Origin of the sequence: Paraburkholderia sp. MPAMCS5, from assembly GCF_036016995.1 — a bacterium.
In the GTDB taxonomy this organism is placed as follows: domain Bacteria; phylum Pseudomonadota; class Gammaproteobacteria; order Burkholderiales; family Burkholderiaceae; genus Paraburkholderia.
The window spans coordinates 24,084-47,906 of record NZ_JAYXBK010000027.1 but is presented as its reverse complement, the minus strand read 5'-3'; the positions used below and the strand labels follow the sequence as shown (position 1 = coordinate 47,906).

Here is a 23,823-nt window from a genome sequence, read left to right as displayed (position 1 = left end):
TTATGGCCTCGAGGCCATATTCACGAGAACGGCAGCGTGGAATCCTCGCATCGGTATCTGAAGGAAGCGGTCGACCAGGCCCTGATGCTGCGCGGCCATCGCGACTTCGCTGACCGGGCGGCCTACGATGAATTCATCCGTGAGGTGGTGATGCGCCGGAACCGGCGCAACGCCGCGGCGTTTCGCATTGAGCGCACACAGTTGCAGGATTTGCCTGAACGCCGTACCACTGACTTCGTCGAGGAAGAGGCGCTCGTGACCCGTTGCAGCACGTTCACCGTGCGCGGCATCCTGTACAGCGCGCCGTCGCGCCTGATCGGCCACCGCCTGAAGGTGCGTCTCTACGGTGACCGGCTCGACTGCTATCTGTCGGGCGCGCTGGTGCACAGTACGCCGCGAGGCTCCCGTGCCGCCGACAACCGCCACGCGCTGGATTACCGTCACTTCATCGATTCTCTCAAGCGCAAGCCTCAGGCGTTCAGGGGACTTGCGTTTCGCGACGCGCTGTTTCCGCGCGATGCCTACCGCCGGACCTGGGAGCGGCTGGAGGCGCAACTGACGCAACGTCAGGCATGCAAGACCATGGTGGGGTTGCTCGAACTTGCAGGACACCACGGCGTTGAAGCGTTGCTGGCGCAGCGGCTTGATGCGTTACTCGTAGTCGGCGAACTGCCCGACCTGAAACAGTTGCGCGACGAATTCGCGCCGCGTGAGGCGCTGTGTCCCGAGGTGGTGGTCGAGATGCCTCCCATCGCAGTCTATGACGAACTCCTCGACAAGGCGGCCGCATGAACGCACCCGCCTATGAGAACGGTCGTCTGGCCCTGATGCTCAACGAGCTGCGCCTGCCCACGATCGGCAGGTTGTGGCCCGAGTTCGCGGAACGCTCTGACAAGGAAGGCTGGCAGGCTTCACGGCTGCTCGGCGCATTGCTCGAGCACGAACTGGCCGAACGCGCCAAACGACGCATCGAGCGCCACCGAACCGAGTCGCATCTGGACCCGACCAAGACACTTGCTACCTTCGACTTCGGCATGGTGCCGATGGTCTCGAAGGCGCATGTCACTGCGCTGGCAACCGGGGAATCCTGGCTGGAGAAAGGCGCCACGATTCTCCTGTTCGGGCCGCCTGGTGCCGGCAAGAGTCATCTGGGATCGGCCATCGGACACGCGCTGATCGACGCTGGCTACCGGGTGCTGTTCACGCGCACCAGCGAACTCGTCCAGAAGCTGCAGGCTGCACGCCAGAGCCTGCAACTGCCATCCGCGCTCGCGAAGCTCGATCGCTTCGATCTCATCATCCTGGATGACCTGTCGTATGCGCGCAAGGACCAGGCCGAAACCAGCGTACTGTTCGAACTGATCGCTGAGAGGTATGAGCGCAAAAGTCTTTTAATAACGGCCAGTCAGCCGTTCTCTGGCTGGAATGACGTGTTCCCCGACCCCGGCATGACGGTCGCAGCCATCGACCGGCTCGTCCATCACTCGACGATCTTTGAACTGAATGTAGAAAGCTATCGCCGTCGAAAGGCCACCGACAAACAGAGCGCGCGCCGGCGACAATTACCCAACGACAATTACGATGGAGGCGCGACAACTATGAATTAGCCAGCGACAACTACACCCGTTGACCGGCCAAAATAGTTGTCGCTGACCGGCCGTGCTGCTTGACGCTGTCTACGCGGTACTTCGCCCATTCGATCTGGCATCTGTTCGTGCTGGCGAGTTCGGGCTGCCTTTTCGTCGCAATCGCCTGGTATGCCTGGCAGGTGCGGTGCGGTTATCTACGTTTGCATCCGGATCGCGATCGCCCTGCTTTGTTTGATTATTGCTGGTCCGCGGGAGGCTCTTCATCCGGTCGTGCCTCTGCTTCCGTTGCTGCTACGGCTATCGCGAGAGCGGACACAGCAGCGAGCAGGGCGACGGCATCGACCGGTTTTGCAGGAACAGATTGTGTAAATCAGTGAGACCGGCAGACGGCAAGCTGAACGACGAAGCCAGAATGATGGGCACGCTGGCCAGCCCCGGATCGTTCCTGAAAATCCGGCATAACTCAGGGCCGTCGATACCGGGCATGTCCCAGTCGGTTAGCAGCAGGTCCGGACGGCCCATGCGCGCCAAGGCCCAGGCTGAGGCGCCGTCAGGCGCCCACACCACCTCGAACCCGTTCATGCGAAGGACCGTGGTCCATGCGGCCGCCGTCAGCTTGTCATCGTCGACGAGAAGGATCACAGCGTTGCTCCTGTTGCGCCATTTTTCCAGCCCCAGGTTTGTCTTGAAACAGGAAATAGAGAGCAAAAATTGCGCCGCGCCAAGCGAAGCAGTCGTGCCGCCTGACGGATCGGGCCCGGAGCGTTGATGCGCAACGGCCGGCGCATCTCGAATCTGGATGTCGCGACGTCCCCCGGAAACGCGTAGCGCGCGTAAGATGCATCTACACGCAGGTGGGAAGGTAGCCTTTACGGAAAAATCCACCGGCCACGCTGCCTGCCGCGCACAGATATTTGCCTCGGACGGTGTTCAGCGATTTCGTCCGGGACAAAGACCGCGTCGCAGCAGCAGCGTCGGGCCACAACAGCTGGCCACCAGTGGAATGCCGCAGACCAAGGGGTCGCATCATGATGCACGTTTTCCTGGCCAACAATCGCCATGAGCTGATCGAGCGGTGTCGGGCAAAGGTTGCGCAGAGGCCCGCCCGGGCGGCGACTACCCAGCAGCTGCAGAATGGTGTGCCGCTGTTCCTGGACCAGCTCATCAGCACGCTGCGGATCGAACAGACATCCGAGCCGATGGGCAGCCGCAGGATCTCGGGTCCGTCGGGTGGCGGGGCGTCGTTATCCGAAATCGGCGGGGCAGCTGCACAACACGGACGAGAATTGATGGCGCTCGGATTTTCGGTTGACCAGGTCGTGCACGACTACGGCGACCTGTGTCAGGCCGTTACCGATCTCGCGTATGAGCGCGATGCGCCGTTTCAGATCGACGAATTTCGCACCCTCAACCGCTGTCTGGACAACGCGATTGCCAATGCGGTCACCGAATTCAGCTACCAGCGGGATTTTGTCATGGCAGACCGACAGGCCATTGAGGCGCAGGAGCGGCTGGGATTCCTCGCCCACGAACTGCGTAACCTTCTGCATACTGCCACGCTCGCATTTACCGCCGCCAAAACCGGAAACTTAAGTCTGTCCGGCGCTACCGGGACGGTGCTGGAGCGCAGCCTGGACGGGCTGCGCGATTTGATCGCGCAATCTCTGGACGAGGTCCGGACGGCAACCGGCGTTACTGCGCAATCCCGAATGTTTCCGGTTGCCGATTTCATTGCGGAAGTCAAACGGGCCGCCGACCTTGCGGCTCAGGTTCGTGGATGCGTACTGAAGGTGTCGGCGGTGGACCCGCGACTCGCGGTCAGTGGCGATCGTGACCAGCTTTACTCGGCGTTGGGCAACCTGCTGCAGAACGCCTTCAAGTTCACACACCCCCACAGCGAGGTGACGCTCGACACCTACGCCGTGTCGGATCGCATCCTGATCGATGTAAAGGATCAGTGCGGCGGTCTCCCGCCGGGCAACGCGGAACGGATGTTCCTGCCTTTCACCCAGAATGGCGACGACCGAACCGGACTGGGGCTGGGACTGTCCATCGCGCGGCGCAGCGTCGAGGCAAATAATGGGACGCTGGGCGTGCGTGATGTGCCCGGTACAGGCTGCGTTTTCACGATCAGCCTGCCCCGATATGCGATGACCGAAAGCTAGGCACGACCGCCGCCAAGCCGCATTGCGAGCACCATGCGGTTACAACAAACTGGCAGGCCGCGATCGCGATCAGGTCGCAGTGACCTTAGAAAACCAGCCGTGATGACGTAGCCAGCGACACGTTGCATCTGACCGCCCCGGAAGCGGCGGCGTATTGTGAGCAGATTGGCTACGGGACCGACTATTTTTGCAACCCGACGCGGGTTGGACCCGGTCAGTCGAACCCGTGGTGCCGCTTGCCGTCGACGCAACGGCGCTTCAGCCTTCAGTCGGCGATCAGCATCATGGGCCCGCGCAGATTCCGCCATCCGTTTCAAAGCCTTGGAGCGCGTGTACCTTTTTACGTCGACACGATCCTGTTTCCGGCTTCTGCGGCACCAAATTCTTTCGCCCACCCAAGGACCTCTTTAATATCGTGAGTCCCACTTCGTTTGACGTAGACGGCAGCGCAGGTTCGGCATCGGTGGCGAGCGGCAACCCGATTGGAGAACGAAAGCGCATCCTCACCGGAATCCGGCCGACAGGACCACTGCATCTTGGGCACTATACGGGTGCGCTTGAGAACTGGGTCAGGCTGCAGAATGAATACGACTGCTTCTTCCTCATCGCCGACTATCAGGTGTCGGACTATGCGAACGACCTTCCGCGGGTGCGCAACGCCGTCTGGGAAGTAGTACTCGACTGGCTGGCCGTTGGGCTTGATCCGGAGCGCGGCAGTTTCGTCATCGAGAGCCTCGTGCCCGAACACGCGGAGCTGACCGCATGGCTCGGGTGGTTTCTGTCCGTTAGGATGCTCGAACGCAATCCGACGCTCAAGGCAGAAATGGAGGCCATCGAAAGACCCGACGATGCGAAGACACGTGGAAAATCGGTTCCTGTCGCGTTTTACATCTACCCGGTGATGCAGGTCGCCAACATTCTCTTGCCCCGTGCGCATGTCGTGCCGGCCGGCGCAGACCAGCTGCCACACGTCGAATTGACGAGGGAGACGGCGCGGCGTTTCAATCGCGAATTCAAGCCGATCTTTCCCGAACCGGAGGCGCTCGTGGGGCGCGTACCGCGCCTCGTCGGCACCGATGGCAATGCCAAGATGAGCAAGTCGCGTGGCAACACGATCGATCTCAAAGACAGCGCGGCGACCGTCGCAAGAAAGGTTCGCGGCATGTATGCGGGTCCTCCGCGGGGAGCGAATGAACCAGGCACGGTGGAGGACAACCCTGTCTTTCTATACCTCGACGTATTTGATGACGACACGGCACTGGTGCGGGACCTGAAGGAACGCTACGAGCGCAGCGGCGTCAGCAACGAGGAGTTAAAAGACCGGCTGACGAGCGTTCTGGAGGAACTGCTGGAGCCCATGCGCGAACGACGGGCACAGTATGAAAGGAACATGCCATTGGTGCGCGAAGCACTCGAGCACGGCACAAACCGCAGTCGCGTCATCGCGGTGGAGACGATGGAAATGGTACGCGACGCGCTCGACCTGAATTACCTGACGAAATACTGACACTGTGCCCGGCATCTGGCGTGAGCCTGGACGATCGCTAACAACCCTTCGCGGATTCGTCGATTCGCCCATGCCCGTCGCAGATGTAAATGCTCCGCAGCCCGACTATCGAATGATCGTGCAGCGGCTGCGGGGGCATACGGCCTCGACGCACACCGCAGCCGTTTCCTCATGCGGGACGGGAACAAGGAATTAATTGCGATGACGGGCTATTATCCAAGCCCCTTTATCATCGCCCATTCAGATGCGCACGTCGCCCCTGGTTGCTCCGGGCCTTGTCGACCGTGCGGAAATTCCATCCGACGCGTAGCCGCCCGAACGCAGCGAATCGTACCGCCAGTATGGAACATCGAACCGCTCACAGACGCACCCGCACTGCGCATTGCACGCACTCGTCAGTCGCTGCGCGAACGCGCCGGAGGCGGTTTTGCCCAGTATTCTGGTTTACCGCGACGCTTTGACTATACTGGTTGCAGGGTCTGGTTCCGGAACCGCAGGCATCTTTTGGAGGGCGACAATCATGTCCCGGCCGAAATACGATGCCCGGTACGGACGCTGTCGCATGGCGCCTCGAGGTACTCGCGCACTTCTGGAAAACTATCGGGACGCGCAGGGCAAGCCGCAGATACTGGGACGTATTTAAAAAATGGGCATTCGCGACGTGACTGGGCTAAAGAGGAAGCGGCCGGTCTTCTTCAATCTGACCCAGATCCAGATGCCCGTGGGTGCACTGACCTCGATTCTCCATCGGGTGACAGGGATTTTCCTCGCGCTCGGTGTTCCCTTCGGAATTTATCTGCTGGACGTGTCGCTGCAAGACGCCCAAGGCTACGCGCGAGTCATCAGCTTGTTTCACAGCCTTGTGTTCAGGGCTGTCACGATTCTCTTCGTCTGGGTGCTGGCACATCATGTGTTGGCTGGAACACGTCACCTGTTAAGCGATATTGACATCGGGTCGCAGTTGCAGGCGGCTCGCCGCAGCGCGTGGGTCGTCAACATCGGGGGCGTCGCCATCGCGCTGCTCGCGGCTGGAACATTGCTGTGAGAAAAACTGTTACCGGACTGCGAGCGTGGCTGGTACAACGAGTGACGGCCATCTACATGTTGATATTTGTTGTGGCCGCCCTGGTTCATTTTGCCGTCGACCCACCGCACACCTACGTTGACTGGCAGGGCTGGATCACCGGTCCCATCGTGAGCATCTGCACGATGGTCTTTTTCGTCGCTCTGTTCGCGCATGCCTGGGTGGGGCTGCGGGATGTAATCATGGACTACGTCCACCCCCTCGTCGTTCGCGTTTGCCTGCTCGTGCTACTCGGTTTCAGTCTGGCAGCGATGGTGGTATGGGTCATGCGGATTTTATTGAAGGGTCACGGCTAGCCGTGGATCTGTGGAAAGCTAACGCACCCGGAGGCACCATGCGTTTCTCGATTTTCCGCTACAACCCGGAACAGGACAGCAAGCCGTACATGCAGGACTTCGTGGTCGACCTTGAGTCGACCGACCGGATGCTGCTGGATGTCATTCTGCGCATCAAGGCTCAGGATGAGTCACTCGCCATCCGGAAATCCTGCCGCGAAGGGGTGTGTGGCTCGGACGCGATAAACATCAACGGCCGCAACGGTCTGGCGTGTATTACGCCGGTGAGGGACCTTCAGGAGCCGGTCGAGTTGCGACCGCTACCGAGCTTTCCGGTCATTCGCGACCTGGTGGTCGACATGACCCAGTTCTTCAAACAGTATTACTCGATCAAGCCCTATCTCATCAACAATGAACCGGCGCCGGAAAGGGAGCGTCTCCAGTCACCCGAAGACCGGAACAAGCTGGACGGTTTATACGAATGCATCCTGTGCGCCTGCTGCACCAGCCAGTGCCCGTCTTCGTGGTGGAACCCGGACAAATTCGTCGGTCCGGCGGGCCTGATTCAGGCTTACCGGTTCATTATCGACAGCCGGGATCGGGCAACGCAGGAACGCCTGGAGGATCTGAACGATGTGTACCGGCTGTTCCGTTGTCGCACGATCATGAACTGCACCGAAGTCTGTCCTAAAGGACTGGTTCCGTCGCGGGCCATTGAGAAGATCAGACTGATGATTGTTAGAGATTCGTTGTAGGGGCGCAGCCGCCTGGCCGTCGCTTGCGTCGTGACGGCCGCGAGATACGGATGGTTAAACTGCGTCAGACATATCATTTCCCGACGATCGCCCCGGTCCCGCTTGTGTCCGATGCGGCATCGCCGCAGTCCGCAGAAGAGCCAGAGACGAAACGGGATACCGCATACAGGAGATTGACGATGATTTTCGACAAGCTATTAACCCAGGCAATCCTCGGCACAGGTTCTGAGGCAATCATTGCGAGTGACCAGGACGGCGTAATTCACTTCTGGAATCAGGGCGCCGAACGGATTTTCGGCTACGTAGCCAACGAGGCGGTGGGACAATCGCTGGACATCATTATCCCGCCGGACTTCCGTCAGCGTCACTGGGACGGCTATCGTCGGGTGATGCAAACAGGCGAAAGCCACTACAGCCGCGGGGATCTGTTGTCGGTACCCGCGATCCGTAAAGACGGCACGCGCATTTCGGTGGAGTTTTCGATCGTGCCGTTAAAGAACCATGAGGGACGCGTCGATGGCATGGCGGCCATCATGCGGGACGTGACGAAGCGCCATAACGAAATGCGCGCGCTGAAGGCCCAGCTCGCGCGGACCGGAACGACGCCGTGAGATGACCATTGTGCTTTCGCGCCTTCACTGCTTTCGCTGATCAACGGTCTGCGCTGAGGCAGCATGATGCCGGTCTCACTTCGACGGCCAGATTTCGACAGGTAGATCGACGCCAGCGAAGTGCGCCAGAATATGGAGAACGTCAGCGCTTTGATTCCTCCGGCAGATGCGAAAGGACATCTCGCAACACGATGGCCTGGTTATGCTCCTCGTCCTTCGCTCCATAGACCAGCGTGATTGGCTGCCCCTTCGCTTCAGTGAGGAGACTGCGCATGCGTTGCTGCTGTTCTTCAACATCGAGTTCGAGACGGTAGCGTTGCTGGAAAGCTTCCCATCGCGCCGGCTTGTGTCCGAACCATTTTCGCAAGGCAGCGCTTGGCGCGACGTCGCGCGCCCACTGGCCGAGTGCCAGTATTTCCTTGCTGCGTCCGCGAGGCCAGAGGCGATCAACAAGGACGCGATAGCCGTCTTTCGGTGTCGCATCCTCGTATGCCCGCTTGACAAAGATCTTCAGGTGTTTGCGTTTCGCGTGTAAGCGGCTCACGAGGGCCATTCGCCATCTCGCGTGAGCCTAGCGCATGATTCGAAGCAAGCCGCGGACGTTGAGATCATCGTCCGCATTGATTCGGACTGTAGAGGATCTACCGAGATGTCGAACGCATCCCCCATGGCTCGCCAAACGCACCGCGTGTATTCGCTCGAATTCAAGCAGCAAGTTGTCCAGGAGACTCTTGAGCCCGGAACGTCGGTCTCGGTCGTCGCGCGACGACACGATATGAACGCGAACGTCGTATTTGAGTGGAAGCGGCTATATCGGGAAGGCAAGCTGAAGCTACCGGGCATCGAAGCGGCGCGGACATCATCTACTGAATTATTGCCGGTCAACGTGATCGATCTGCCCGTGCCGATGCCGCGCCCAGTACAGCTTGCTGAAAACGAGTCGCCGTCGACGGCGGGCAACGTGCCACCCTCGGTCTGCGAGATCGAGGTTGAGATCGGCAAACGCCGCGTGCGAATCCGCGGCTTGCCGCTCGAGCGCGCTGAATCGTTCCTGCAGGAATGTCTGAAGTGATCACGCTGCCGGCGGGCACGCGCATCTGGCTTGCGGCGGGCGTCACCGATATGCGGTGCGGATTTCAGGGGCTGGCTGCGAAAGTGCAAACAGCACTCGAGGACAATCCGCTGGGCGGCAACCTGTACATCTTCCGCGGCCGCCGCGGCGATCTTGTGAAGATTCTTTGGGCGACAGACGACGGGCTTTGGCTGGTCGCAAAACGTTTGGAGCGAGGCCGTTTTATCTGGCCTCAGGCCGATGGCGGCAAGATCCATCTGACGAGCGCGCAGTTGTCAATGTTGCTCGAGGGTATCGACTGGCGACAGCCACGACGCACCGCCGCACTCTCGATGTTGTAAACCGCGAGGAAGGCTCGTAAACTGCGACGCATGTCCGATCAGGCGCCGCTTCCCGATACCGTCGCCGAGCTCCGTGCCATGGTGCTCGCGCAACAGGCATCGCTGCTTGAGAACCAGGCATCGATTGCGAAGATGGTGGAGGAACTCGCCGCGCGAGATGACGAGATCGAGCGCCTGAAGGCGCAGATCGACAAGCTCAGGCGGATGCACTTCGGGCGCAAGTCCGAACAACTCGCGAAGCAGATCGACAAGCTCGAGGCGCAGTTGGAGGACCTGACGGGCGGCCGTGGTGCCGCCGAGGCGCGGAACCAGCGAGACAAGACACCGAATGCGCCGTCCAGCAAGTCGCCTTCGCGAGAGCCGCTCCCGCCGCACTTGCCGCGCGAGGAGATCGTTCTCGAGCCTGATCCGCTCTGCCCCAGGTGCGCAATGACGATGCAGCCGCTGGGGGAGGACCTATCCGAACAGCTCGCACGCGTAGCTGCCGCATTCAAGGTGATCCGCACGATCCGGCGTAAATTGCTTTGCGCCGGCTGCGGACATATCGAACAACTGCCGATGCCGGGCCTGCCGATCGAGCGCAGCATCGCTCATCCCAGCCTGCTCGCCGACATCCTGGTGTCGAAGTTCGCTGATCACCAGCCCCTGTATCGCCAGTCGGAAATCGCAGCCCGCGATGGTGTAACACTCGATCGCTCCAGCATGGGCCGCTGGGTCGGACAGATCGCGACACTCTGTATGGCGCTGGTCGAGGCGATTCAGCGCTACGTGTTGACGCCCGGAAAGGTCCACGCCGACGACACAACGGTTCCCGTGCTCACGCCGGGCAACAAGCAGACGACAACCGGTCGATTCTGGGTCTATGTGCGCGACGATCGCCGCTCGGGCTCGACCGATCCTGCGGCAGTCTGGTTCTCGTACTCGTCGGACCGTAAGGGCGTTCATCCGCAAACCCACCTCGCCAACTTCAAGGGAATCCTGCAAGCGGATGCCTACGCCGGTTTCGATAAGCTGTACACGAGCGGCGATGTCCACGAAGCGGCGTGTTGGGATCATTGCAGGAGAAAGTATTACGAGGTCCATGTGAGCGCGCCGACTCCGGATACCCAGAAACTGCTGGAAATGATCGGCGAGCTCTACAGCATCGAAGCCGGCATTCGCGGCAAGCCTCCCGATGAGCGGTTGCGTGTGCGGCAGGAGAAGAGCAAGCCTCTGCTCGCCACGTTCGAATCGACGATCAGGGCCAAGCTGGCGACGCTGTCGAAGAAGTCTGCGCTTACGGGCGCGATCAACTACTCGCTGAACCACTGGGTGGCGCTTACGTTCTATTGCGAGGACGGGCGCGCCGAGATCAGCAACGTGCTCGCAGAAAATGCCCTGCGCTGCGTAGCGTTGGGCAGGCGAAATTATATGTTCGTCGGCTCCGACAGCGGCGGTGAGCGAGCGGCAGCAATGTACAGCCTGATCGGAACATGCAAGCTCAATGGCATCAACCCGCGAGCCTACCTCGAATACGTGCTCACTCGTATCGCGGACCACAAGGTCAATCGCATCGACGAGCTGCTGCCTTGGAACGTAGCGGACAAACTTAATCCAGCTGCTTCACGTACGCCTCGCGTTTGACCGGGTAGATCCAGATAGATCGTGTCCACGACCGATCATGGACACGATCTCCCGTGATCTATCCGGACTTCTCCATGCCCTCACATCATGCCTCACGCGCGCGCGTATCGCGGACCGGCCCTGCTGAGCCGCTTACTTTCGCGTGTGGCATTTCCTGCTCCGTTCAGACCTGTGTCCCGATACACGTTACCCTGCCCGTCCCAGGTCTTGCGCGACGAGTAGTTCAACCCTCTCGTGCAGCATGGGAAGGACCTCGCTTTCGAACCACGGGTGCCGCTGGAACCACGGCTGGTTGCGCGGTGACGGGTGCGGCAACGGAACGAAGGCCGGCGCGTATTCCTTCCACGCCCTGACTGTTTCAGTGAGCGACGACTTGCGACGGGTGCCGAGAAAATGCTGCTGCGCATACTGGCCGATCAGCAAGGTCAATTGAATCTTCGGCAGCTTTTCCAGCAGGCTGTCCAACCACAGTTGAGCGCACTCGCGACGCGGTGGTTTGTCACCGCCGTTGCCGCGTCCAGGATAACAGAAGCCCATCGGAATAATCGCGAACTGCGACTCGTCGTGAAATGTGGTCGCGTCGATTCCGAGCCAGTGCCGAAGACGGTCGCCGCTCGCGTCATCCCACGGAATGCCCGATGCGTGCACGCGCGCACCCGGCGCCTGTCCGACAACCAGGATGCGCGCCTCGGCTCCCGCGCGCACGATCGGGCGAGGACCGAGTGGCAGGTGCGGCACACATGCACGACAGGCACGCACGTCAGTCAGTAGCGTATCGAGGGAAGAACATGAGTATTTATTCATTTTCCGGCCACTTCATTTCCAGATCGTCGTCATGATGTTTGCGCCGCTCACCGGCGAGCCCCTGCAACTCATCCGGACTGACGAGTACGACAGTTACGAGTATCGATGTGTTCTGGAACGCTGTCAGTGCATGCGGGACGCCGGCTGCCAGATAGATAAGGTCCCCGGTATGCAGGATCTGGTGGCCTTCATTCATCTCGAGATCGACCTCCCCTTCGATGCATTGCACCGTGACCGGGCCATCAACCGCGTGCACAGGCATCCCTTTGCCAGCCGGAAGAACAATCCGCATGACTTCGAGGCGCTCCTCCTTGAACAGTGCCGTGGTCGGAGTCTGCTCAAGCCTGTCACCGAGCGGTAACAGGCTCGCAACTTCGCCAGACGAAAGATGTGATATAGCCACCTGTCTCTCCTTGACGTGCAACCCGATCAGGTCAGCAGGTAGTGTTGATCACCCACGGCCTGCCGCGCGTGTTGCGATAGCATACTCCGCACGTTGCCGGAAACCTGGCCTGCGGCAGGAAACGGATAGCGCGCACCGGCGCCTATTGCCAGATCCACGCCGGTGGATCGCTAGCCGGAAATGACTGGTCGGAAGCCATATCGACTTGATCCAGCGCAGGGAAAGACGGCTCCCCCAGCTCCTGGCCGTCCCGCTGCTGACCGGTCGACCGAGGGGTGCGAGTCTGGCGCGCACCGGTGAACGGCCCGGGTGTCAGTCGTGGGCGGTGTGGCTGGGCAACGGGTCTCATGGTCGGTCTCCAAACGGGTATCGATGGACTCGTGGACGGCTTGGCGTCGTCGCCGGCGGGTTCGATCGCAAAGTTCATGTGTGCGCCGATTCGCGACTGGCGTCTGTCCGGTGCCCGACACTTGCGCACCCGGGCAATGACATTTGGGCCAGCAGGACCTGGAGGCCGGGTCGCGTGTCGCGCGCGTGTTCGTTTGAAAAAACACACGATAGCGGACATGTGACCGGGCTTTACACCGCGCGGCGCGCGAGCATCGATCTGATCTGGCCGATGGCATACGCGGGATTCAGGTTCTTCGGGCAGATGTCGGTGCAGTTCAGGATCGTGCGGCAACGAAAGAGCCGGTACGGATCTTCGAGATTGTCCAGTCTCGCCTGCGTGGCCATGTCGCGCGAATCGACGATGAACCAGTAGGCCTGCAGAAGGTCAGCCGGTCCGACGTACTTATCCGGATTCCACCAGTACGACGGGCGGGCCGTTGAACAGCACGCGCACACGATGCACTCGTACAGGCCGTCGAGCTGGTCGCGTTCTTCGGGACTTTGCAGGCGCTCCTGTTCCGGCGGCGGCGTATCGTTGATCAGATACGGCATCACCGAGTGATACTGGTTGAAGGACGACGTCATATCCACGATCAGGTCGCGGATCACGGGCAAGCCGGGCAGTGGCCGCAGGACAATCCGCGACGGCAGGTCGTTCATGTTGATCTGGCATGCAAGACCGTTCCTGCCATTGATGTTGATGGCGTCGGACCCGCAGATGCCTTCTCGGCACGAACGCCGTAGCGAAATCGATTCGTCGACCGACTTCAGCCTGACGAGGACGTCCAGCAGCATCCGGTCGCGCGGATCGATGTCAACCTCGAACGCCTGCATATGCGGCCTGGTATCCGTGTCCGGGTCATACCGGAAGATCTCGATCACGCGGCTGTCACTCATCGTGCATCTCCACTTTGTGTTCCGGGTTCTGAGCCGGCTGCGTTGCTCCTGGGGGGCATTCCGCTGTAACGGATCAATAAGGCAGCCGGCGAGCTGGTTGCTTTTTACTCTCAGCTTCGATGTTCACCGCTGCTGCCTGCTCCGCTGTAATAACCCGATGGAGCTGTGCGAATCGTTCGTCTACCGGGCCTTCAAAGAGCGGGTCCGGCCGTCCGCCCGCATCAACAAGCTCGATGGCATGCCAGTCGTCATCGTCGAGGTGGCGTGCCGCCGCAGGAAACAGTGTCAGCTCCTCGACAATCATGTTATGCCGCAGTCGCTCCGCGTAGAGACGGACGTGGATTTCGACCAGTTCCTGGGACATGTTTTCTTCACGGGCCGCCGCTTCGAGATCCTGGAGCAGTTCGTGACCCTGCGAAATCAGTGTGGCGTGTTGCGCCTCGATTTCCCGCGCAATCTCTCCGGACAACGCGTTCTTGCCCCGCAGTTTCTCCGCGATGCGATCCTCGATCGCATGATGGGCCACATCGGGAAAGCGTGTCAGGTAGTAAAGCGCATCGACCAGCAGCGCTACATTCGGTGCGCCCGGATCGGTGCGCAGCGACCGCTCGTCGTTGAGCAGTTGCACGAGTCGTCCCAGCCTGCCATGTTCGGCCTGCAGGCGCTCAATGACCGTGGGCATCGGGCGCCTCGTCCGGGTTCGGATTCGGACTCGACGTCCCCGCCATCGTGTCGAGCGCGAGCGCCGAATGCGCATACGCCGCGCCAGCACGCATCTCGGCCGCGACCCAGATGGCCTCCATGATCTCCTCTCCGGTCGCGCCACTTTTCAGGGCGGCCGCCGTGTGTCCGCGTATGCAATACGGGCACTGGGTGACATGGGCGACGGCCACGGCAATCAGCTGTTTCGTCTTCGCAGGCAGCGCGCCGTCGACGAAGACGCTGTCGCTGAATGCCTTGAAAGCGGCGAGCGGTCCGGGCGCCAGCTGCCTGCGCCTTGCTGCTATACCGGGGTCCGACGGCGGATACATTGCTTTGTCCATGGCTTGGCTCCCAATACTGGTTCAATGACGGCACCCCAAACGTGGACGCACGACTCACACCGTATCCGAACGCGGGCGACGCAGGTAAGCCGCCAGCGGCCGCCGTCATCTCTTGCCGGCCGCCACAGGATGACGCGCCAGCGCTCACGCGAATGACCCGTCCGGATTCCAGATCAACCTTTGCTGATCTTCGCCTTGTAGCCCGCGTCCTCGAACGCAACCAGGAATTCCTCGGCGAGCATCCACGAGTCAACCTTTACGGTTCTGGCATTAACGTCGACATCGACTCTCGCGTCAGGGTCGACCGCGCCGATGGCCCGGGCAAGCCTCTGTGCGTCGCCATCACCGGTCATCTTCTCCACCTCGAATTCCATATGTTCGAGTTCCATGCGCTGCTCCTTAGCTTCAGATTATCAGCCTACCGGCGGTTATTCGATCATCGGCGGCATCTCGAACGTATGGAACGGCGCCGGACTCGGCACCGTCCATTCGAGCCCTTCAGCGCCGTCACATGGCTTGTCCGCGGCCTTTGCCAGGCCAGTGCGGCGATAGGCCGGCAGTGCGACAAAAAACAGGAAATACACCTGCATCAGGCCAAAGGCGAATGCACCGATTGTCGCGACCTGGTTCCAGTCGGTGAACTGCGCCGGGTAGTCGGCATAGCGGCGCGGCATGCCGGCCAGGCCCAGAAAATGCATCGGGAAGAACGTGACGTTGAACGTAATCATCGTGCCCCAGAAATGGATCTTGCCGTGCAGCTCGTTGTACATGTGCCCGGTCCATTTCGGTGACCAGTAGTACCAGCCCGCGAACATTGCAAACAGCGACCCGGCCACCAGCACATAGTGGAAATGGGCGACGACGTAGTACGTCCCGTGCAGCGCGATATCAAGCGGTGCCATCGCCAGAATCAGACCACTGAAGCCCCCGATCGTGAACACGAAGATAAATCCAACTGCGAACAGCATCGGCGTTTCGAACGACAGGGAACCTCGCCACATCGTCGCCGTCCAGTTGAACACCTTCACGCCGGTCGGTACGGAAATGAGCATCGACGCATACATGAAAAACAGCTGGCCGGTGACAGGCATGCCGGTGGCGAACATATGGTGCGCCCACACCATGAACGACAGGATCGCAATCGACGCCACGGCATAGACCATCGAGCTGTAGCCAAACAGCGGCTTGCGCGAAAACGCCGGGATAACTTGCGAAATGATTCCGAACGCCGGCAGGATCATGATGTACACCTCGGGATGTCCGAAGAACCAGAAGATGTGTTGGTACATCACCGGATCGCCGCCGCTCGCATTGAAGAATGAGGTGCCGAAGTGGCGGTCGAACAGCAGCATCGTGATCGCACCCGCCAGCACCGGCATCACGGCGATAAGCAGATAGGCAGTGATCAGCCAGGTCCAGACGAACATTGGCAGCATCATCATTGTCATGCCGGGCGCGCGCAGATTCAGGATCGTCACGATGATGTTGATCCCGCCCATGATCGACGACGCCCCCATCAGATGCACCGCGAAAATCGTCATGTCCATGCCCGGACCCATCTGGATCGACAATGGCGCGTACATCGTCCAGCCGGCTGCTTCCGCGCCACCTGGCGCAAAGAAGGACCCGATCAGCAGGATCGCCGCGGGCGGCAACAGCCAGAAGCTGAAGTTGTTCATCCGCGCGAAGGCCATGTCGGCCGCGCCGATCTCGAGCGGAATCATCCAGTTCGCAAAACCGACAAACGCCGGCATAATCGCGCCGAAGATCACCACCAGACCGTGCAGCGAGGACAGCTGGTTGAAGAATTCGGGCCGCATGATCTGCAGGCCCGGTTTGAACAGTTCCGCCCGCAGCATCAGCGGCATCACGCCACCCGACAGGAACATGGTGAACGCGAACAGCATGTACAGCGTGCCGATGTCCTTGTGGTTGGTGGCGAGCAGCCAGCGGCGCCAGCCGTGCGGCCGTGCGTGCGCGGGGTGTTCATGGGGTATCGGGATCGCTGTACTCATCGAATCCACGCTCCAGCTGGTGAAGAAGGCACTGGGTCGACCGGCAGGCTCTCACGTGAGCGCCGATCGTTCTGGCGCGGTGCGGGTCACCTCGCGATGAGCCGTGAAGCCGATGCGCGCGCAAAACGTGCTGCACGGTACTGTCACCCCGTGATGAACTGATCCAGCGTCGCCAGAGACGTACGACGCCCTCTTCTCTTGTGCATCCTGGACGTCGGCAATTCAATTGAATTTAAACTATGTCACAACGTGATCTATAGTGGATTGCACTGGAGCACCATGAAAGTGTGCAGCTGAATGTTCGGCAGTGCCCGCGGGCGCTGACATCAGTGCACTGCACGCAATACCGAACGGAGGGCATTCGTCATGACGAGATTCAAGGTTGGCGATCACGTGACGTGGAATTCGGAGGCCGGCCATGTCAGCGGCAAGATCATCAAGGTGCATACGAGAGACACCGACTACAAGGGATACACCCATCACGCCAGCGTGGACGATCCACAGTACGAGATCAGGAGTGACAAGACCGACCACATCGCGATGCACAAAGGTGGCGCGCTGAAAAAGATGGCTTCCTGAGAGGCGTTGACTGCTACCGTACAGACGAGGCGCCAACGAATGTGAAACCCTGTCGCTGGGAGCCGGCGTGCATTGGCCACTTGGGGTTCGCTGCCGGAAGGCATGCACGCGGGTACCAGGAACGGGCTCAACAAAACCGGCCCGGGTTGTGACAGGACAGCAGATGCCGGAATGCGTTTCCCCCAATCGCGAACTTTGTCTGGCGATCGACGGAGAAATAGCCATGCGCACTCCCGCGAGGATCTGCAAGCAGCCCACCCATCCAATGCCGGTTGTCTATAGCTGGCTGCGCATGCGGAGCCCCGGGAGTGTGAGTCCGGGCTTGAGCACGCCGGTTCTGTTTTCGATTGTCGGTATCGCACTGCTCTTTGTTCCCGACTGGCTTGGCGGTCCGATGGTGCAGGTCTACGGAGTCGGTGTCGAAGGACGGAATAGCGGCACTGCCGCAGCTATCCCGAGAAGTGGCGGGTGAGACCGCGCCGCGCATCGCCAACGTCAGGAGAATCGAATGAACGAACCTGCGAATCAACTCAGCGGACCCGACCTCGCCAGCGGCGTTGCGCTTTCAGAAATCGCCGACGGCGCGATGCTGCAGGGGCACGCCCACGGCGAGCCGGTATTGCTCGTGCGGCGTGCGGACGCACTGTTCGCGATCGGCGCCGTCTGCACGCATTACGGCGCTCCGCTGGCCGACGGGCTGCTGGTCGACGACACGGTCCGCTGTCCCTGGCATCATGCCTGTTTCAGCCTGCGCACCGGCGCGGCGCTCCGCGCACCGGCGCTTGATCCGGTCACCTGTTGGCGGGTCGAGCAGCAGGACGGTAGCGTGTATGTCCGTGAAAAGCTCCTGCCTGTCGAACCGAAACCCTTACCGGCAGCGGCCGGCGCACCGCAATCGATCGTTATCGCGGGTGGTGGCGCGGCAGGCAATGCCGCCGCCGAGACGCTCCGTCTCGAGGGATATACAGGCCGCATCACCCTGCTGAGCGCCGATCCATCAAGGCCGTGTGACCGGCCCAACCTGTCGAAGGGCTTCCTTGCCGGCACCGCGACACCAGAGTCGAATCCGCTGCGTTCACTGGCGTTCTACCACGCGCATCGCATCGACCTGAAGCTGGATGTGCCTGTCACGACGCTCGACACGAAGAGCCGGCACCTGCAACTCGTGGACGGCAGTCGGGTTGCCTATGATGCATTGCTACTCGCCACCGGCTCCGAGCCAGTACTGCTCGAGGTACCAGGTGCGGATCTCCCGCACGTGCACTATCTGCGCTCGGTCGCCGACAGCCGCGCAATTGTCGCCGGCGCGCTCACCGCGAAGCGGGCGGTGGTGATCGGCGCAAGCTTCATTGGGCTCGAAGTGGCAGCATCACTGCGCGCGCGCAATGTCGAGGTGCACGTGGTTGCGCCGGACGCCGTTCCGATGGAGAAAATCCTCGGACCAGACGTCGGCAATTTCATCCGCGGCCTCCACGAACGTCACGGCGTCACGTTCCACCTCGGCACCAGCGCGATTTCCATCGACCCGCAAGGCGTCCAGCTGAAGAGCGGGGAGAGTCTGCCCGCCGATCTTGTCGTCATCGGCATCGGCGTACGGCCAGTGATTTCGTTCGCTGAGAAGGCAGGCCTGCTCATCGATCGCGGCATTATCGTCAACTCCTACCTCGAGACGAGCATCCCAAGCATTTTCGCGGCCGGCGACATTGCCCGCTGGCCGGACCGGCTCACCGGCGAGCGCATCTGCGTCGAACACTGGGTGGTGGCCCAACGCCAGGGGCAGACCGCGGCACGCAACATACTCGGCCAGCGCAAACCGTTCGACGCGGTGCCGTTCTTCTGGACTGAGCAGTACGATTTCGGTCTCGCTTATGTCGGCCACGCGGAACACTGGGATGAGGCCCAGCTCGACGGATTGCTCGATGCCGGGACTCAGGACTGCACGATCACGTATCGCCGCAGTGGCAGGAAGCTGGCCGTGGCTGTCGTTCACCGCGATCTCGAAGGTCTGCGCGCGGAGGTCGAATTCGAGAGGACGATCGCCGCGACAGACTGGCGACATGCGGGTATGGTGAACTGAACGAAGCGCAACAGGTAAAGGCTAAAGGCGGGCGCAACATGTGATGGCTGCACGACTTGGAATCAGGCGGACTCTGGAATGAAATACAGGGACTACTACGAGGTTCTCGGACTGCCACGGACCGCGACGCAGGACGAGGTCCGGCGCGCGTATCGCAAGCTCGCGCGCAAATATCATCCGGACGTCAGCCAGCAGGCCGATGGGGAGGACCGTTTCAAGGAACTGGGAGAGGCCTATCAGGTCCTCAAGGATACGGAGAAACGCGCAGCCTATGACCGTTTGGGCCGCCAGTGGCAGAACGGCCAGGATTTTCAGCCGCCACCCGACTGGGACGAGGGCTTTGAATTCAGCGGCGCAGGCAACGGGCGCAACGCGAACGCCGATTTCAGTGAATTCTTTGAAGCGATGTTCGGCGGTCCGCACCCAGGCGGACGTTCGCGGCAAACGGAAAGGCATGGCGCGGCAAGCAATCGCGGCGCCGCAACCGCGGACGATCTCGAGGATGCCTATCGTGGCACGCAACGCCCGATCCCCGGACAGGATCATCACGCCAGAGTCATGATCGATCTGCTGGACGCCTATCACGGCGCGCAGCGTTCCATTTCGCTGCAAATGCCGGTCCTTGATGCACACGGTCATGTCATCCTGCAACAGCGTACGCTGAACGTCACCATTCCCAGGGGCGTGCGGGTCGGGCAGCACTTGCGCCTTGCCGGTCAGGGCGGCGCCGGCCTGGGGCACGGACCGGCCGGTGACCTGTATCTGGAAATCGCCTTCCGCGAGGATCCGCGTTTTCGTGTCGACGGACGCGATGTTTCGCTCGATGTACCGGTGGCGCCGTGGGAGGGTGCACTCGGTGCCCAGGTAACCGTTCCTACTCCTGACGGCTCGGTCGAGCTGACCGTGCCAGCCGGATCGGCCAGCGGCCGGCGGCTGCGGCTCAAGGGCAAGGGGATTCCGGGGAAGACGCCGGGCGACCTGTACGTGATATTGACGATCGTGCTGCCGCCGGCCGACAGCGACAGCGCGCGGGCGGCCTACGAAGCGATGCGGCAGGCGTTCCACTTCGATCCGCGCGCGCATTTTACGGGTGGTCGACCATGAAAGAATCGGTGACGGTCTTTGTGGAAGGTGAGATTGTCGAGGAAGACGTCGAGTTCACGCTCGTTGAATTGTGCCGGGCAAGCGGCGCATCGGAAGAGCAACTGACGTTATGGATCGCAGAAGGCGCAGTCGAGCCGCAAGGCATCGCTCCGGGCGAATGGCGCTTCAGCGGTGCCGCACTTCGCCGCGTGCGAACCGCCCGACGGCTCGCACAGGATCTGGAGATCAACGCACCGGGCATTGCGCTCGCCCTCGACCTGCTCGATGAAATCAGCGCATTGCGAGCGCGTTCCAGGCGCGCTTCCGGTCGTTGAGCGTGTTTTTCACGTCCTCATCGACTCGATGGCGCGCTAGACATGAGGCCCAGGCATGGTTGGCCGGCCGGCTAACCTGAATCAAGGCCGTTGATGCGCGACTGACGGAACATGAGGTTGCGGGACTGCAAGAAGGAGATGGGATGGCACACATTCACCCGGCACCCCGGCATGATCCGGTGGAGGCAAGTCTGAGCCCCGCGGACGACCGGGTTCGCCTGAATCACTGGCTGCCGCCGCAGGCAGGCGTGATTCCCCGGATCCGGATTGGTCAGCGCTGGGTCAACGTGCTGTGGGCATTGCCGATTGCTTTCGTACTGCTGATTATCGGCGTGGCCATCGCACAGGCACTGCGGCAAGTCCCGGCGGTGCAGGAATTCCTCGTGCGCTACCCGGGTATCCCACCTTCCGCAGTGGCTGTCACCACGGGATTCCCCGCCTGGCTCAGGTTGCAGCATTTCCTGAACCTGTTTTTCATGGCGTTCATCATTCGTGCAGGACTCCAGATTCTCGCCGACCACCCGCGGCTGTACTGGAAACGCGATTGCACGCCCGGGACGGAATGGTTTCGCTTCCAGAAGGCCGTGCCGACCGGCCGCGTGTGGACCGCGAAGGACGATTCGGTCACGCTCCCTGGTTGGCTCGGCATTCCTGGAATCCGTCACTCCATCGGCCTCGCCAGATGGTGGCATTTTTCGGTCACGCTGCTGTGGATGATTAACGGCATCGTCTTTTACGCGCTGCTGTTCACGACCGGCCAGTGGCTGCGGCTGGTACCAACGACCTGGGAAGTGATTCCCAACGCGGCCTCGACCGCCCTCCAGTATCTGTCGCTCACGTTCCCCGCCGATCACAGCTGGCTGCGCTACAACAGCCTGCAACAGATCACCTATTTCATTACCGTGTTCATCGCGGCGCCCACCTCCATCCTGACCGGCTTCATGCAGAGCCCGGCGATTTCCAACCGGCTCGGCTGGGTCGGCCGGGCGTTGAACCGGCAGCGCGCGCGCTCGATCCATTTCATCGCGCTGTGCTGGTTCCTGTTCTACATCCTCGCGCACGTGACGCTGGTGTTCATCACCGGAGCCCGGGTGAATTTGAACATGATGTTCGCGGGCGTGAACGGCGACTCCTGGAGCGGCGTGCTGGTCTTCGTCCCGGCGATGGCCCTCGTGGCCGTCACCTGGTGGCTGGCGTCGCCGTTCACGCTTCGTCATGCGCGTCTGGTTCAGCGGATCGGGGCGTTCCTGGCCCGGCCATTCAATAGCGTGACGCAGTGGTGGGACCCGACGAGCCAGCTCACCGAACAGGACATCTCGCCGTACTTCTGGCCCAACGGGACGATGCCGGCATCGGCCGGGTTCGATCAGCTCGTGAAAGATGGCTTTGCGCATTACCGGCTGAGAATCGATGGGCTGGTCGAAAAGCCGGTAGAGCTCTCATACGCCGAGCTGAAAGCGATGCCGAAGCAGGAACAGATCACCACGCATTTCTGCATTCAGGGATGGTCCGGCGTCGCCAGGTGGGGCGGCGTTCCGATGCGTCATCTCCTCGATCTGGTGAAACCGACGGCCGGTGCCCGCTACGCGGTGTTCTATTCACTGGCCGATGGTGGCGATGGCGGACGCTACTACGACGTCCACAGCATCGCCAACATGCGGCACGAATTGACGATGCTCGCCTATGAGATGAACGGCGCGCCACTCAGCGTGCTGCATGGCGCGCCGTTGCGGCTGCGCTGCGAGAACGAACTCGGCTTCAAGATGGTCAAGTGGGTTGCGGCCATTGAGTTCGTGCGCGATTTCGCCGATCTCGGCGCGGGACAAGGCGGCTACAACGAGGATCACGAATTCTACGGCTACCGCGTACCGATCTGAGTCACTTTTCAGATGAAAACGAACATCGCGATCACCGCGGCGGCCATCACCGCGGTTGAAAGCCATCCCAACATCCGCAGCGGCACGGGCGTCACGAAGGTGCCCATGACCTTCGGGTTCGACGCCATCAGCATCATCAGTATCATGATCGGCACCGATGCGACGCCATTGATGACGGCGCTCCAGAACAGCGCCCTGATCGGGTCGATCGACGTGAAATCGAGCGCGAGGCCCACGACCGTCGCGAGCACGATAACCGCGTAGAACCGTTTCGCCAGCTGCGGTTCGAGCGCAAGGCTGTTTTTCCACCGGAAAGTGCCGGCCATCGCATAGGCGGCCGAGCCGGCCAGCACGGGCAGCGCGAGCAGCCCCGTGCCGATGATGCCGAGGCTGAAGAGCAGGAACGCAAACTCGCCGGCGATCGGTTTCAGCGCGGAAGCCGCCTGCGCCGAAGTCTGGATGTCGGTGATGTGGTGGGCATGCAGCGTGACCGCAGTAGTAAGCATGATGAAAAACGCAATGAGATTGGAAAACGCCATTCCGATCGCCGTATCCAGGCGGATGCGGCTCAGGTTTGCCGGACCTTGTGACGGCATCGCCGTCAGCGCCTGTTGTCCTTTCTTCGCGTGCAGTTCCTCGACCTCCTGCGACGCCTGCCAGAAGAACAGATACGGGCTGATCGTCGTCCCGAACACGGCGACCACCGTCGTGATGTAGCCAGCGCTCCACGAGCCGTGCGGAAGCACCGTGCGCAGGGCCACGGTCGTCCACGGGATCTGGACCGCGAAGATCACGCCGACATAGGCGAATAGCGCGAGGGTGAGCCACTTGAGCACGCGGACATACCCGCGGTACGGCACGAACACCTGCAATGCCAGCGAAAACAGGCCCATTCCGACCGTGTAGGCGTGCGTGGGGCCGCCGACGAGCAGATGGACGGCCGCGCCCATGGCCGTCAGGTCGGCTGCAATGTTGATGGTGTTCGCCACCAGCAGGAGGACGACGGTGCCGTACAGCAACCACCGCGGATAATGGCGCCGCAGATTCGTCGCGAGACCATGGCCGCTCACCCGGCCGATCCTGGCGCTCACGACCTGAATCGCGACCATCAGTGGATACGTCAGCAGGACGGTCCACAGCATGTTGAAGCCGAATTGCGCACCCGCCTGCGAATAGGTGGCGATACCGCTCGGGTCGTCATCCGCTGCGCCGGTAATGAGTCCTGGTCCGAGCTTCGCAAACCACGAGTCGGCCTGACTATCGACTTCGATCTCGACCTTTGCGGACGACGTCATGTC

General features: G+C 61.2%; 27 protein-coding genes. 17 read left to right on the top strand and 10 right to left on the bottom strand.

The window, feature by feature from the left end; genetic code table 11:
- On the top strand, nucleotides 1-792 hold a 792-nt coding region (locus tag VOM14_RS30775; protein WP_442955611.1), incomplete at its 5' end, for a Mu transposase domain-containing protein.
- The gene (gene istB, locus VOM14_RS30770) at nucleotides 789-1,607 is read left to right on the top strand and encodes an IS21-like element helper ATPase IstB (RefSeq protein WP_327632481.1); all 819 of its coding nucleotides are present in this window, start codon (nucleotides 789-791) and stop codon (nucleotides 1,605-1,607) included. The genes VOM14_RS30775 and istB, both read left to right, overlap by 4 nt.
- Nucleotides 1,608-1,886: 279 nt before the next feature.
- Here the strand turns inward: istB and VOM14_RS30765 are convergent, their stop codons facing one another.
- Nucleotides 1,887-2,231 carry a response regulator gene (locus VOM14_RS30765; protein WP_327632480.1) on the bottom strand — a complete coding sequence of 115 codons (345 nt, stop codon included), beginning with the start codon at nucleotides 2,229-2,231 and terminating at the stop codon, nucleotides 1,887-1,889.
- Nucleotides 2,232-2,617: 386 nt separating this feature from the next.
- Between VOM14_RS30765 and VOM14_RS30760 the strand changes: the two genes are divergently transcribed.
- From VOM14_RS30760 to VOM14_RS30735, 6 genes are all read left to right on the top strand, one after another.
- Nucleotides 2,618-3,754 carry a sensor histidine kinase gene (locus VOM14_RS30760; protein ID WP_327632479.1) on the top strand — a complete coding sequence of 379 codons (1,137 nt, stop codon included), beginning with the start codon at nucleotides 2,618-2,620 and terminating at the stop codon, nucleotides 3,752-3,754.
- A 229-nt stretch (nucleotides 3,755-3,983) separates the two neighbouring features.
- Nucleotides 3,984-5,261 carry a tryptophan--tRNA ligase gene (gene trpS / locus VOM14_RS30755; RefSeq protein WP_327632478.1) on the top strand — a complete coding sequence of 426 codons (1,278 nt, stop codon included), beginning with the start codon at nucleotides 3,984-3,986 and terminating at the stop codon, nucleotides 5,259-5,261.
- 646 nt (nucleotides 5,262-5,907) lie between these two features.
- Nucleotides 5,908-6,306 (top strand): succinate dehydrogenase, cytochrome b556 subunit, encoded by a 399-nt coding sequence (gene sdhC, locus VOM14_RS30750; RefSeq protein ID WP_327632477.1) that lies wholly within the window; start codon nucleotides 5,908-5,910, stop codon nucleotides 6,304-6,306.
- Nucleotides 6,246-6,641 carry a succinate dehydrogenase, hydrophobic membrane anchor protein gene (gene sdhD / locus VOM14_RS30745; RefSeq protein ID WP_327632476.1) on the top strand — a complete coding sequence of 132 codons (396 nt, stop codon included), beginning with the start codon at nucleotides 6,246-6,248 and terminating at the stop codon, nucleotides 6,639-6,641. Before sdhC ends, sdhD begins: the two co-directional genes overlap by 61 nt.
- Before the next feature lie 38 nt (nucleotides 6,642-6,679).
- The gene (locus VOM14_RS30740) at nucleotides 6,680-7,375 is read left to right on the top strand and encodes a succinate dehydrogenase iron-sulfur subunit (protein WP_327632475.1); all 696 of its coding nucleotides are present in this window, start codon (nucleotides 6,680-6,682) and stop codon (nucleotides 7,373-7,375) included.
- 179 nt (nucleotides 7,376-7,554) lie between these two features.
- Entirely contained in the window at nucleotides 7,555-7,986 is a 432-nt protein-coding gene (locus VOM14_RS30735) for a PAS domain-containing protein (RefSeq protein ID WP_327632474.1), read from the top strand.
- A gap of 142 nt (nucleotides 7,987-8,128) precedes the next feature.
- Here the strand turns inward: VOM14_RS30735 and VOM14_RS30730 are convergent, their stop codons facing one another.
- Nucleotides 8,129-8,539: a DUF488 domain-containing protein gene (locus VOM14_RS30730; protein ID WP_327632473.1), complete on the bottom strand. Its 411-nt coding sequence runs from the start codon at nucleotides 8,537-8,539 to the stop codon at nucleotides 8,129-8,131.
- Nucleotides 8,540-8,635: 96 nt separating this feature from the next.
- Here VOM14_RS30730 and VOM14_RS30725 point away from each other — a divergent pair, with 96 nt between their 5' ends.
- From VOM14_RS30725 to tnpC, 3 genes are read left to right on the top strand one after another with little or no spacing between them, the layout of a single operon-like run.
- On the top strand, nucleotides 8,636-9,058 hold the full coding sequence (locus VOM14_RS30725; RefSeq protein WP_131244847.1) for a transposase: 423 nt from the start codon (nucleotides 8,636-8,638) through the stop codon (nucleotides 9,056-9,058).
- A complete protein-coding gene (gene tnpB, locus VOM14_RS30720; protein WP_264166872.1) occupies nucleotides 9,046-9,399 on the top strand; it encodes an IS66 family insertion sequence element accessory protein TnpB in 354 nt (117 codons plus the stop codon). The genes VOM14_RS30725 and tnpB overlap by 13 nt, the downstream gene beginning before the upstream one ends.
- A 30-nt stretch (nucleotides 9,400-9,429) precedes the next feature.
- Nucleotides 9,430-11,022 carry an IS66 family transposase gene (gene tnpC / locus VOM14_RS30715; protein WP_442955610.1) on the top strand — a complete coding sequence of 531 codons (1,593 nt, stop codon included), beginning with the start codon at nucleotides 9,430-9,432 and terminating at the stop codon, nucleotides 11,020-11,022.
- A gap of 186 nt (nucleotides 11,023-11,208) precedes the next feature.
- On the opposite strand, the gene VOM14_RS30710 is transcribed toward tnpC, so the two are convergent.
- From VOM14_RS30710 to ctaD, 7 genes are all read right to left on the bottom strand, one after another.
- Nucleotides 11,209-11,826 (bottom strand): uracil-DNA glycosylase family protein, encoded by a 618-nt coding sequence (locus VOM14_RS30710; RefSeq protein ID WP_327632472.1) that lies wholly within the window; start codon nucleotides 11,824-11,826, stop codon nucleotides 11,209-11,211.
- Nucleotides 11,819-12,229, bottom strand: a complete 411-nt coding sequence (locus tag VOM14_RS30705) for a cupin domain-containing protein (RefSeq protein ID WP_327632471.1) — start codon at nucleotides 12,227-12,229, stop codon at nucleotides 11,819-11,821. The genes VOM14_RS30710 and VOM14_RS30705 overlap by 8 nt, the downstream gene beginning before the upstream one ends.
- Before the next feature lie 579 nt (nucleotides 12,230-12,808).
- Nucleotides 12,809-13,516 (bottom strand): succinate dehydrogenase iron-sulfur subunit, encoded by a 708-nt coding sequence (gene sdhB, locus VOM14_RS30700; RefSeq protein WP_327632470.1) that lies wholly within the window; start codon nucleotides 13,514-13,516, stop codon nucleotides 12,809-12,811.
- 73 nt (nucleotides 13,517-13,589) lie between these two features.
- Entirely contained in the window at nucleotides 13,590-14,198 is a 609-nt protein-coding gene (locus tag VOM14_RS30695; protein ID WP_327632469.1) for a hemerythrin domain-containing protein, read from the bottom strand.
- A complete protein-coding gene (locus VOM14_RS30690) occupies nucleotides 14,182-14,559 on the bottom strand; it encodes a carboxymuconolactone decarboxylase family protein (RefSeq protein ID WP_062255054.1) in 378 nt (125 codons plus the stop codon). Before VOM14_RS30690 ends, VOM14_RS30695 begins: the two co-directional genes overlap by 17 nt.
- A gap of 173 nt (nucleotides 14,560-14,732) precedes the next feature.
- Nucleotides 14,733-14,948 (bottom strand): heavy-metal-associated domain-containing protein, encoded by a 216-nt coding sequence (locus tag VOM14_RS30685; protein WP_442955609.1) that lies wholly within the window; start codon nucleotides 14,946-14,948, stop codon nucleotides 14,733-14,735.
- A 39-nt stretch (nucleotides 14,949-14,987) separates the two neighbouring features.
- A complete protein-coding gene (gene ctaD, locus VOM14_RS30680) occupies nucleotides 14,988-16,574 on the bottom strand; it encodes a cytochrome c oxidase subunit I (protein ID WP_327632468.1) in 1,587 nt (528 codons plus the stop codon).
- A 366-nt stretch (nucleotides 16,575-16,940) separates the two neighbouring features.
- On the opposite strand from ctaD, the gene VOM14_RS30675 reads away from it, so the two are divergent.
- The 6 genes from VOM14_RS30675 (at nucleotide 16,941) to VOM14_RS30650 (ending at nucleotide 22,525) form a co-directional block, all read left to right on the top strand.
- Complete coding sequence (locus tag VOM14_RS30675) at nucleotides 16,941-17,153, top strand: DUF2945 domain-containing protein (RefSeq protein ID WP_327632467.1); 213 nt, start codon at nucleotides 16,941-16,943, stop codon at nucleotides 17,151-17,153.
- A 223-nt stretch (nucleotides 17,154-17,376) separates the two neighbouring features.
- Nucleotides 17,377-17,625: a hypothetical protein gene (locus VOM14_RS30670; protein ID WP_327632466.1), complete on the top strand. Its 249-nt coding sequence runs from the start codon at nucleotides 17,377-17,379 to the stop codon at nucleotides 17,623-17,625.
- Nucleotides 17,626-17,661: 36 nt separating this feature from the next.
- Nucleotides 17,662-19,230, top strand: coding sequence for an FAD-dependent oxidoreductase (locus VOM14_RS30665; RefSeq protein ID WP_327632465.1), 1,569 nt, complete (start codon nucleotides 17,662-17,664; stop codon nucleotides 19,228-19,230).
- A gap of 78 nt (nucleotides 19,231-19,308) precedes the next feature.
- On the top strand, nucleotides 19,309-20,334 hold the full coding sequence (locus VOM14_RS30660) for a DnaJ C-terminal domain-containing protein (RefSeq protein WP_327632464.1): 1,026 nt from the start codon (nucleotides 19,309-19,311) through the stop codon (nucleotides 20,332-20,334).
- Complete coding sequence (locus tag VOM14_RS30655) at nucleotides 20,331-20,648, top strand: chaperone modulator CbpM (RefSeq protein ID WP_327632463.1); 318 nt, start codon at nucleotides 20,331-20,333, stop codon at nucleotides 20,646-20,648. Before VOM14_RS30660 ends, VOM14_RS30655 begins: the two co-directional genes overlap by 4 nt.
- 143 nt (nucleotides 20,649-20,791) lie before the next feature.
- Complete coding sequence (locus VOM14_RS30650; RefSeq protein ID WP_327632462.1) at nucleotides 20,792-22,525, top strand: molybdopterin-dependent oxidoreductase; 1,734 nt, start codon at nucleotides 20,792-20,794, stop codon at nucleotides 22,523-22,525.
- A gap of 8 nt (nucleotides 22,526-22,533) precedes the next feature.
- On the opposite strand, the gene VOM14_RS30645 is transcribed toward VOM14_RS30650, so the two are convergent.
- Nucleotides 22,534-23,820, bottom strand: coding sequence for an NRAMP family divalent metal transporter (locus VOM14_RS30645; RefSeq protein ID WP_327632461.1), 1,287 nt, complete (start codon nucleotides 23,818-23,820; stop codon nucleotides 22,534-22,536).
- Between the last annotated feature and the right edge of the window lie 3 nt (nucleotides 23,821-23,823).

Coding starts and splice junctions, on each gene's coding strand:
- istB (WP_327632481.1), top strand. CDS start 789: ATGAACGCACCCGCCTATGAGAACGGTCGTCTGGCCCTGATGCTCAAC.
- VOM14_RS30690 (WP_062255054.1), bottom strand. CDS start 14,559: ATGGACAAAGCAATGTATCCGCCGTCGGACCCCGGTATAGCAGCAAGG.
- tnpC (WP_442955610.1), top strand. CDS start 9,430: ATGTCCGATCAGGCGCCGCTTCCCGATACCGTCGCCGAGCTCCGTGCC.
- VOM14_RS30655 (WP_327632463.1), top strand. CDS start 20,331: ATGAAAGAATCGGTGACGGTCTTTGTGGAAGGTGAGATTGTCGAGGAA.
- tnpB (WP_264166872.1), top strand. CDS start 9,046: ATGTCTGAAGTGATCACGCTGCCGGCGGGCACGCGCATCTGGCTTGCG.
- VOM14_RS30665 (WP_327632465.1), top strand. CDS start 17,662: ATGAACGAACCTGCGAATCAACTCAGCGGACCCGACCTCGCCAGCGGC.
- VOM14_RS30660 (WP_327632464.1), top strand. CDS start 19,309: ATGAAATACAGGGACTACTACGAGGTTCTCGGACTGCCACGGACCGCG.
- VOM14_RS30650 (WP_327632462.1), top strand. CDS start 20,792: ATGGCACACATTCACCCGGCACCCCGGCATGATCCGGTGGAGGCAAGT.
- VOM14_RS30735 (WP_327632474.1), top strand. CDS start 7,555: ATGATTTTCGACAAGCTATTAACCCAGGCAATCCTCGGCACAGGTTCT.
- VOM14_RS30760 (WP_327632479.1), top strand. CDS start 2,618: ATGATGCACGTTTTCCTGGCCAACAATCGCCATGAGCTGATCGAGCGG.
- VOM14_RS30740 (WP_327632475.1), top strand. CDS start 6,680: ATGCGTTTCTCGATTTTCCGCTACAACCCGGAACAGGACAGCAAGCCG.
- sdhC (WP_327632477.1), top strand. CDS start 5,908: ATGGGCATTCGCGACGTGACTGGGCTAAAGAGGAAGCGGCCGGTCTTC.
- VOM14_RS30730 (WP_327632473.1), bottom strand. CDS start 8,539: ATGGCCCTCGTGAGCCGCTTACACGCGAAACGCAAACACCTGAAGATC.
- VOM14_RS30710 (WP_327632472.1), bottom strand. CDS start 11,826: ATGAATAAATACTCATGTTCTTCCCTCGATACGCTACTGACTGACGTG.
- VOM14_RS30685 (WP_442955609.1), bottom strand. CDS start 14,948: ATGGAACTCGAACATATGGAATTCGAGGTGGAGAAGATGACCGGTGAT.
- ctaD (WP_327632468.1), bottom strand. CDS start 16,574: ATGAGTACAGCGATCCCGATACCCCATGAACACCCCGCGCACGCACGG.
- VOM14_RS30645 (WP_327632461.1), bottom strand. CDS start 23,820: ATGACGTCGTCCGCAAAGGTCGAGATCGAAGTCGATAGTCAGGCCGAC.
- VOM14_RS30695 (WP_327632469.1), bottom strand. CDS start 14,198: ATGCCCACGGTCATTGAGCGCCTGCAGGCCGAACATGGCAGGCTGGGA.
- VOM14_RS30725 (WP_131244847.1), top strand. CDS start 8,636: ATGTCGAACGCATCCCCCATGGCTCGCCAAACGCACCGCGTGTATTCG.
- VOM14_RS30675 (WP_327632467.1), top strand. CDS start 16,941: ATGACGAGATTCAAGGTTGGCGATCACGTGACGTGGAATTCGGAGGCC.
- VOM14_RS30670 (WP_327632466.1), top strand. CDS start 17,377: ATGCGCACTCCCGCGAGGATCTGCAAGCAGCCCACCCATCCAATGCCG.
- sdhB (WP_327632470.1), bottom strand. CDS start 13,516: ATGAGTGACAGCCGCGTGATCGAGATCTTCCGGTATGACCCGGACACG.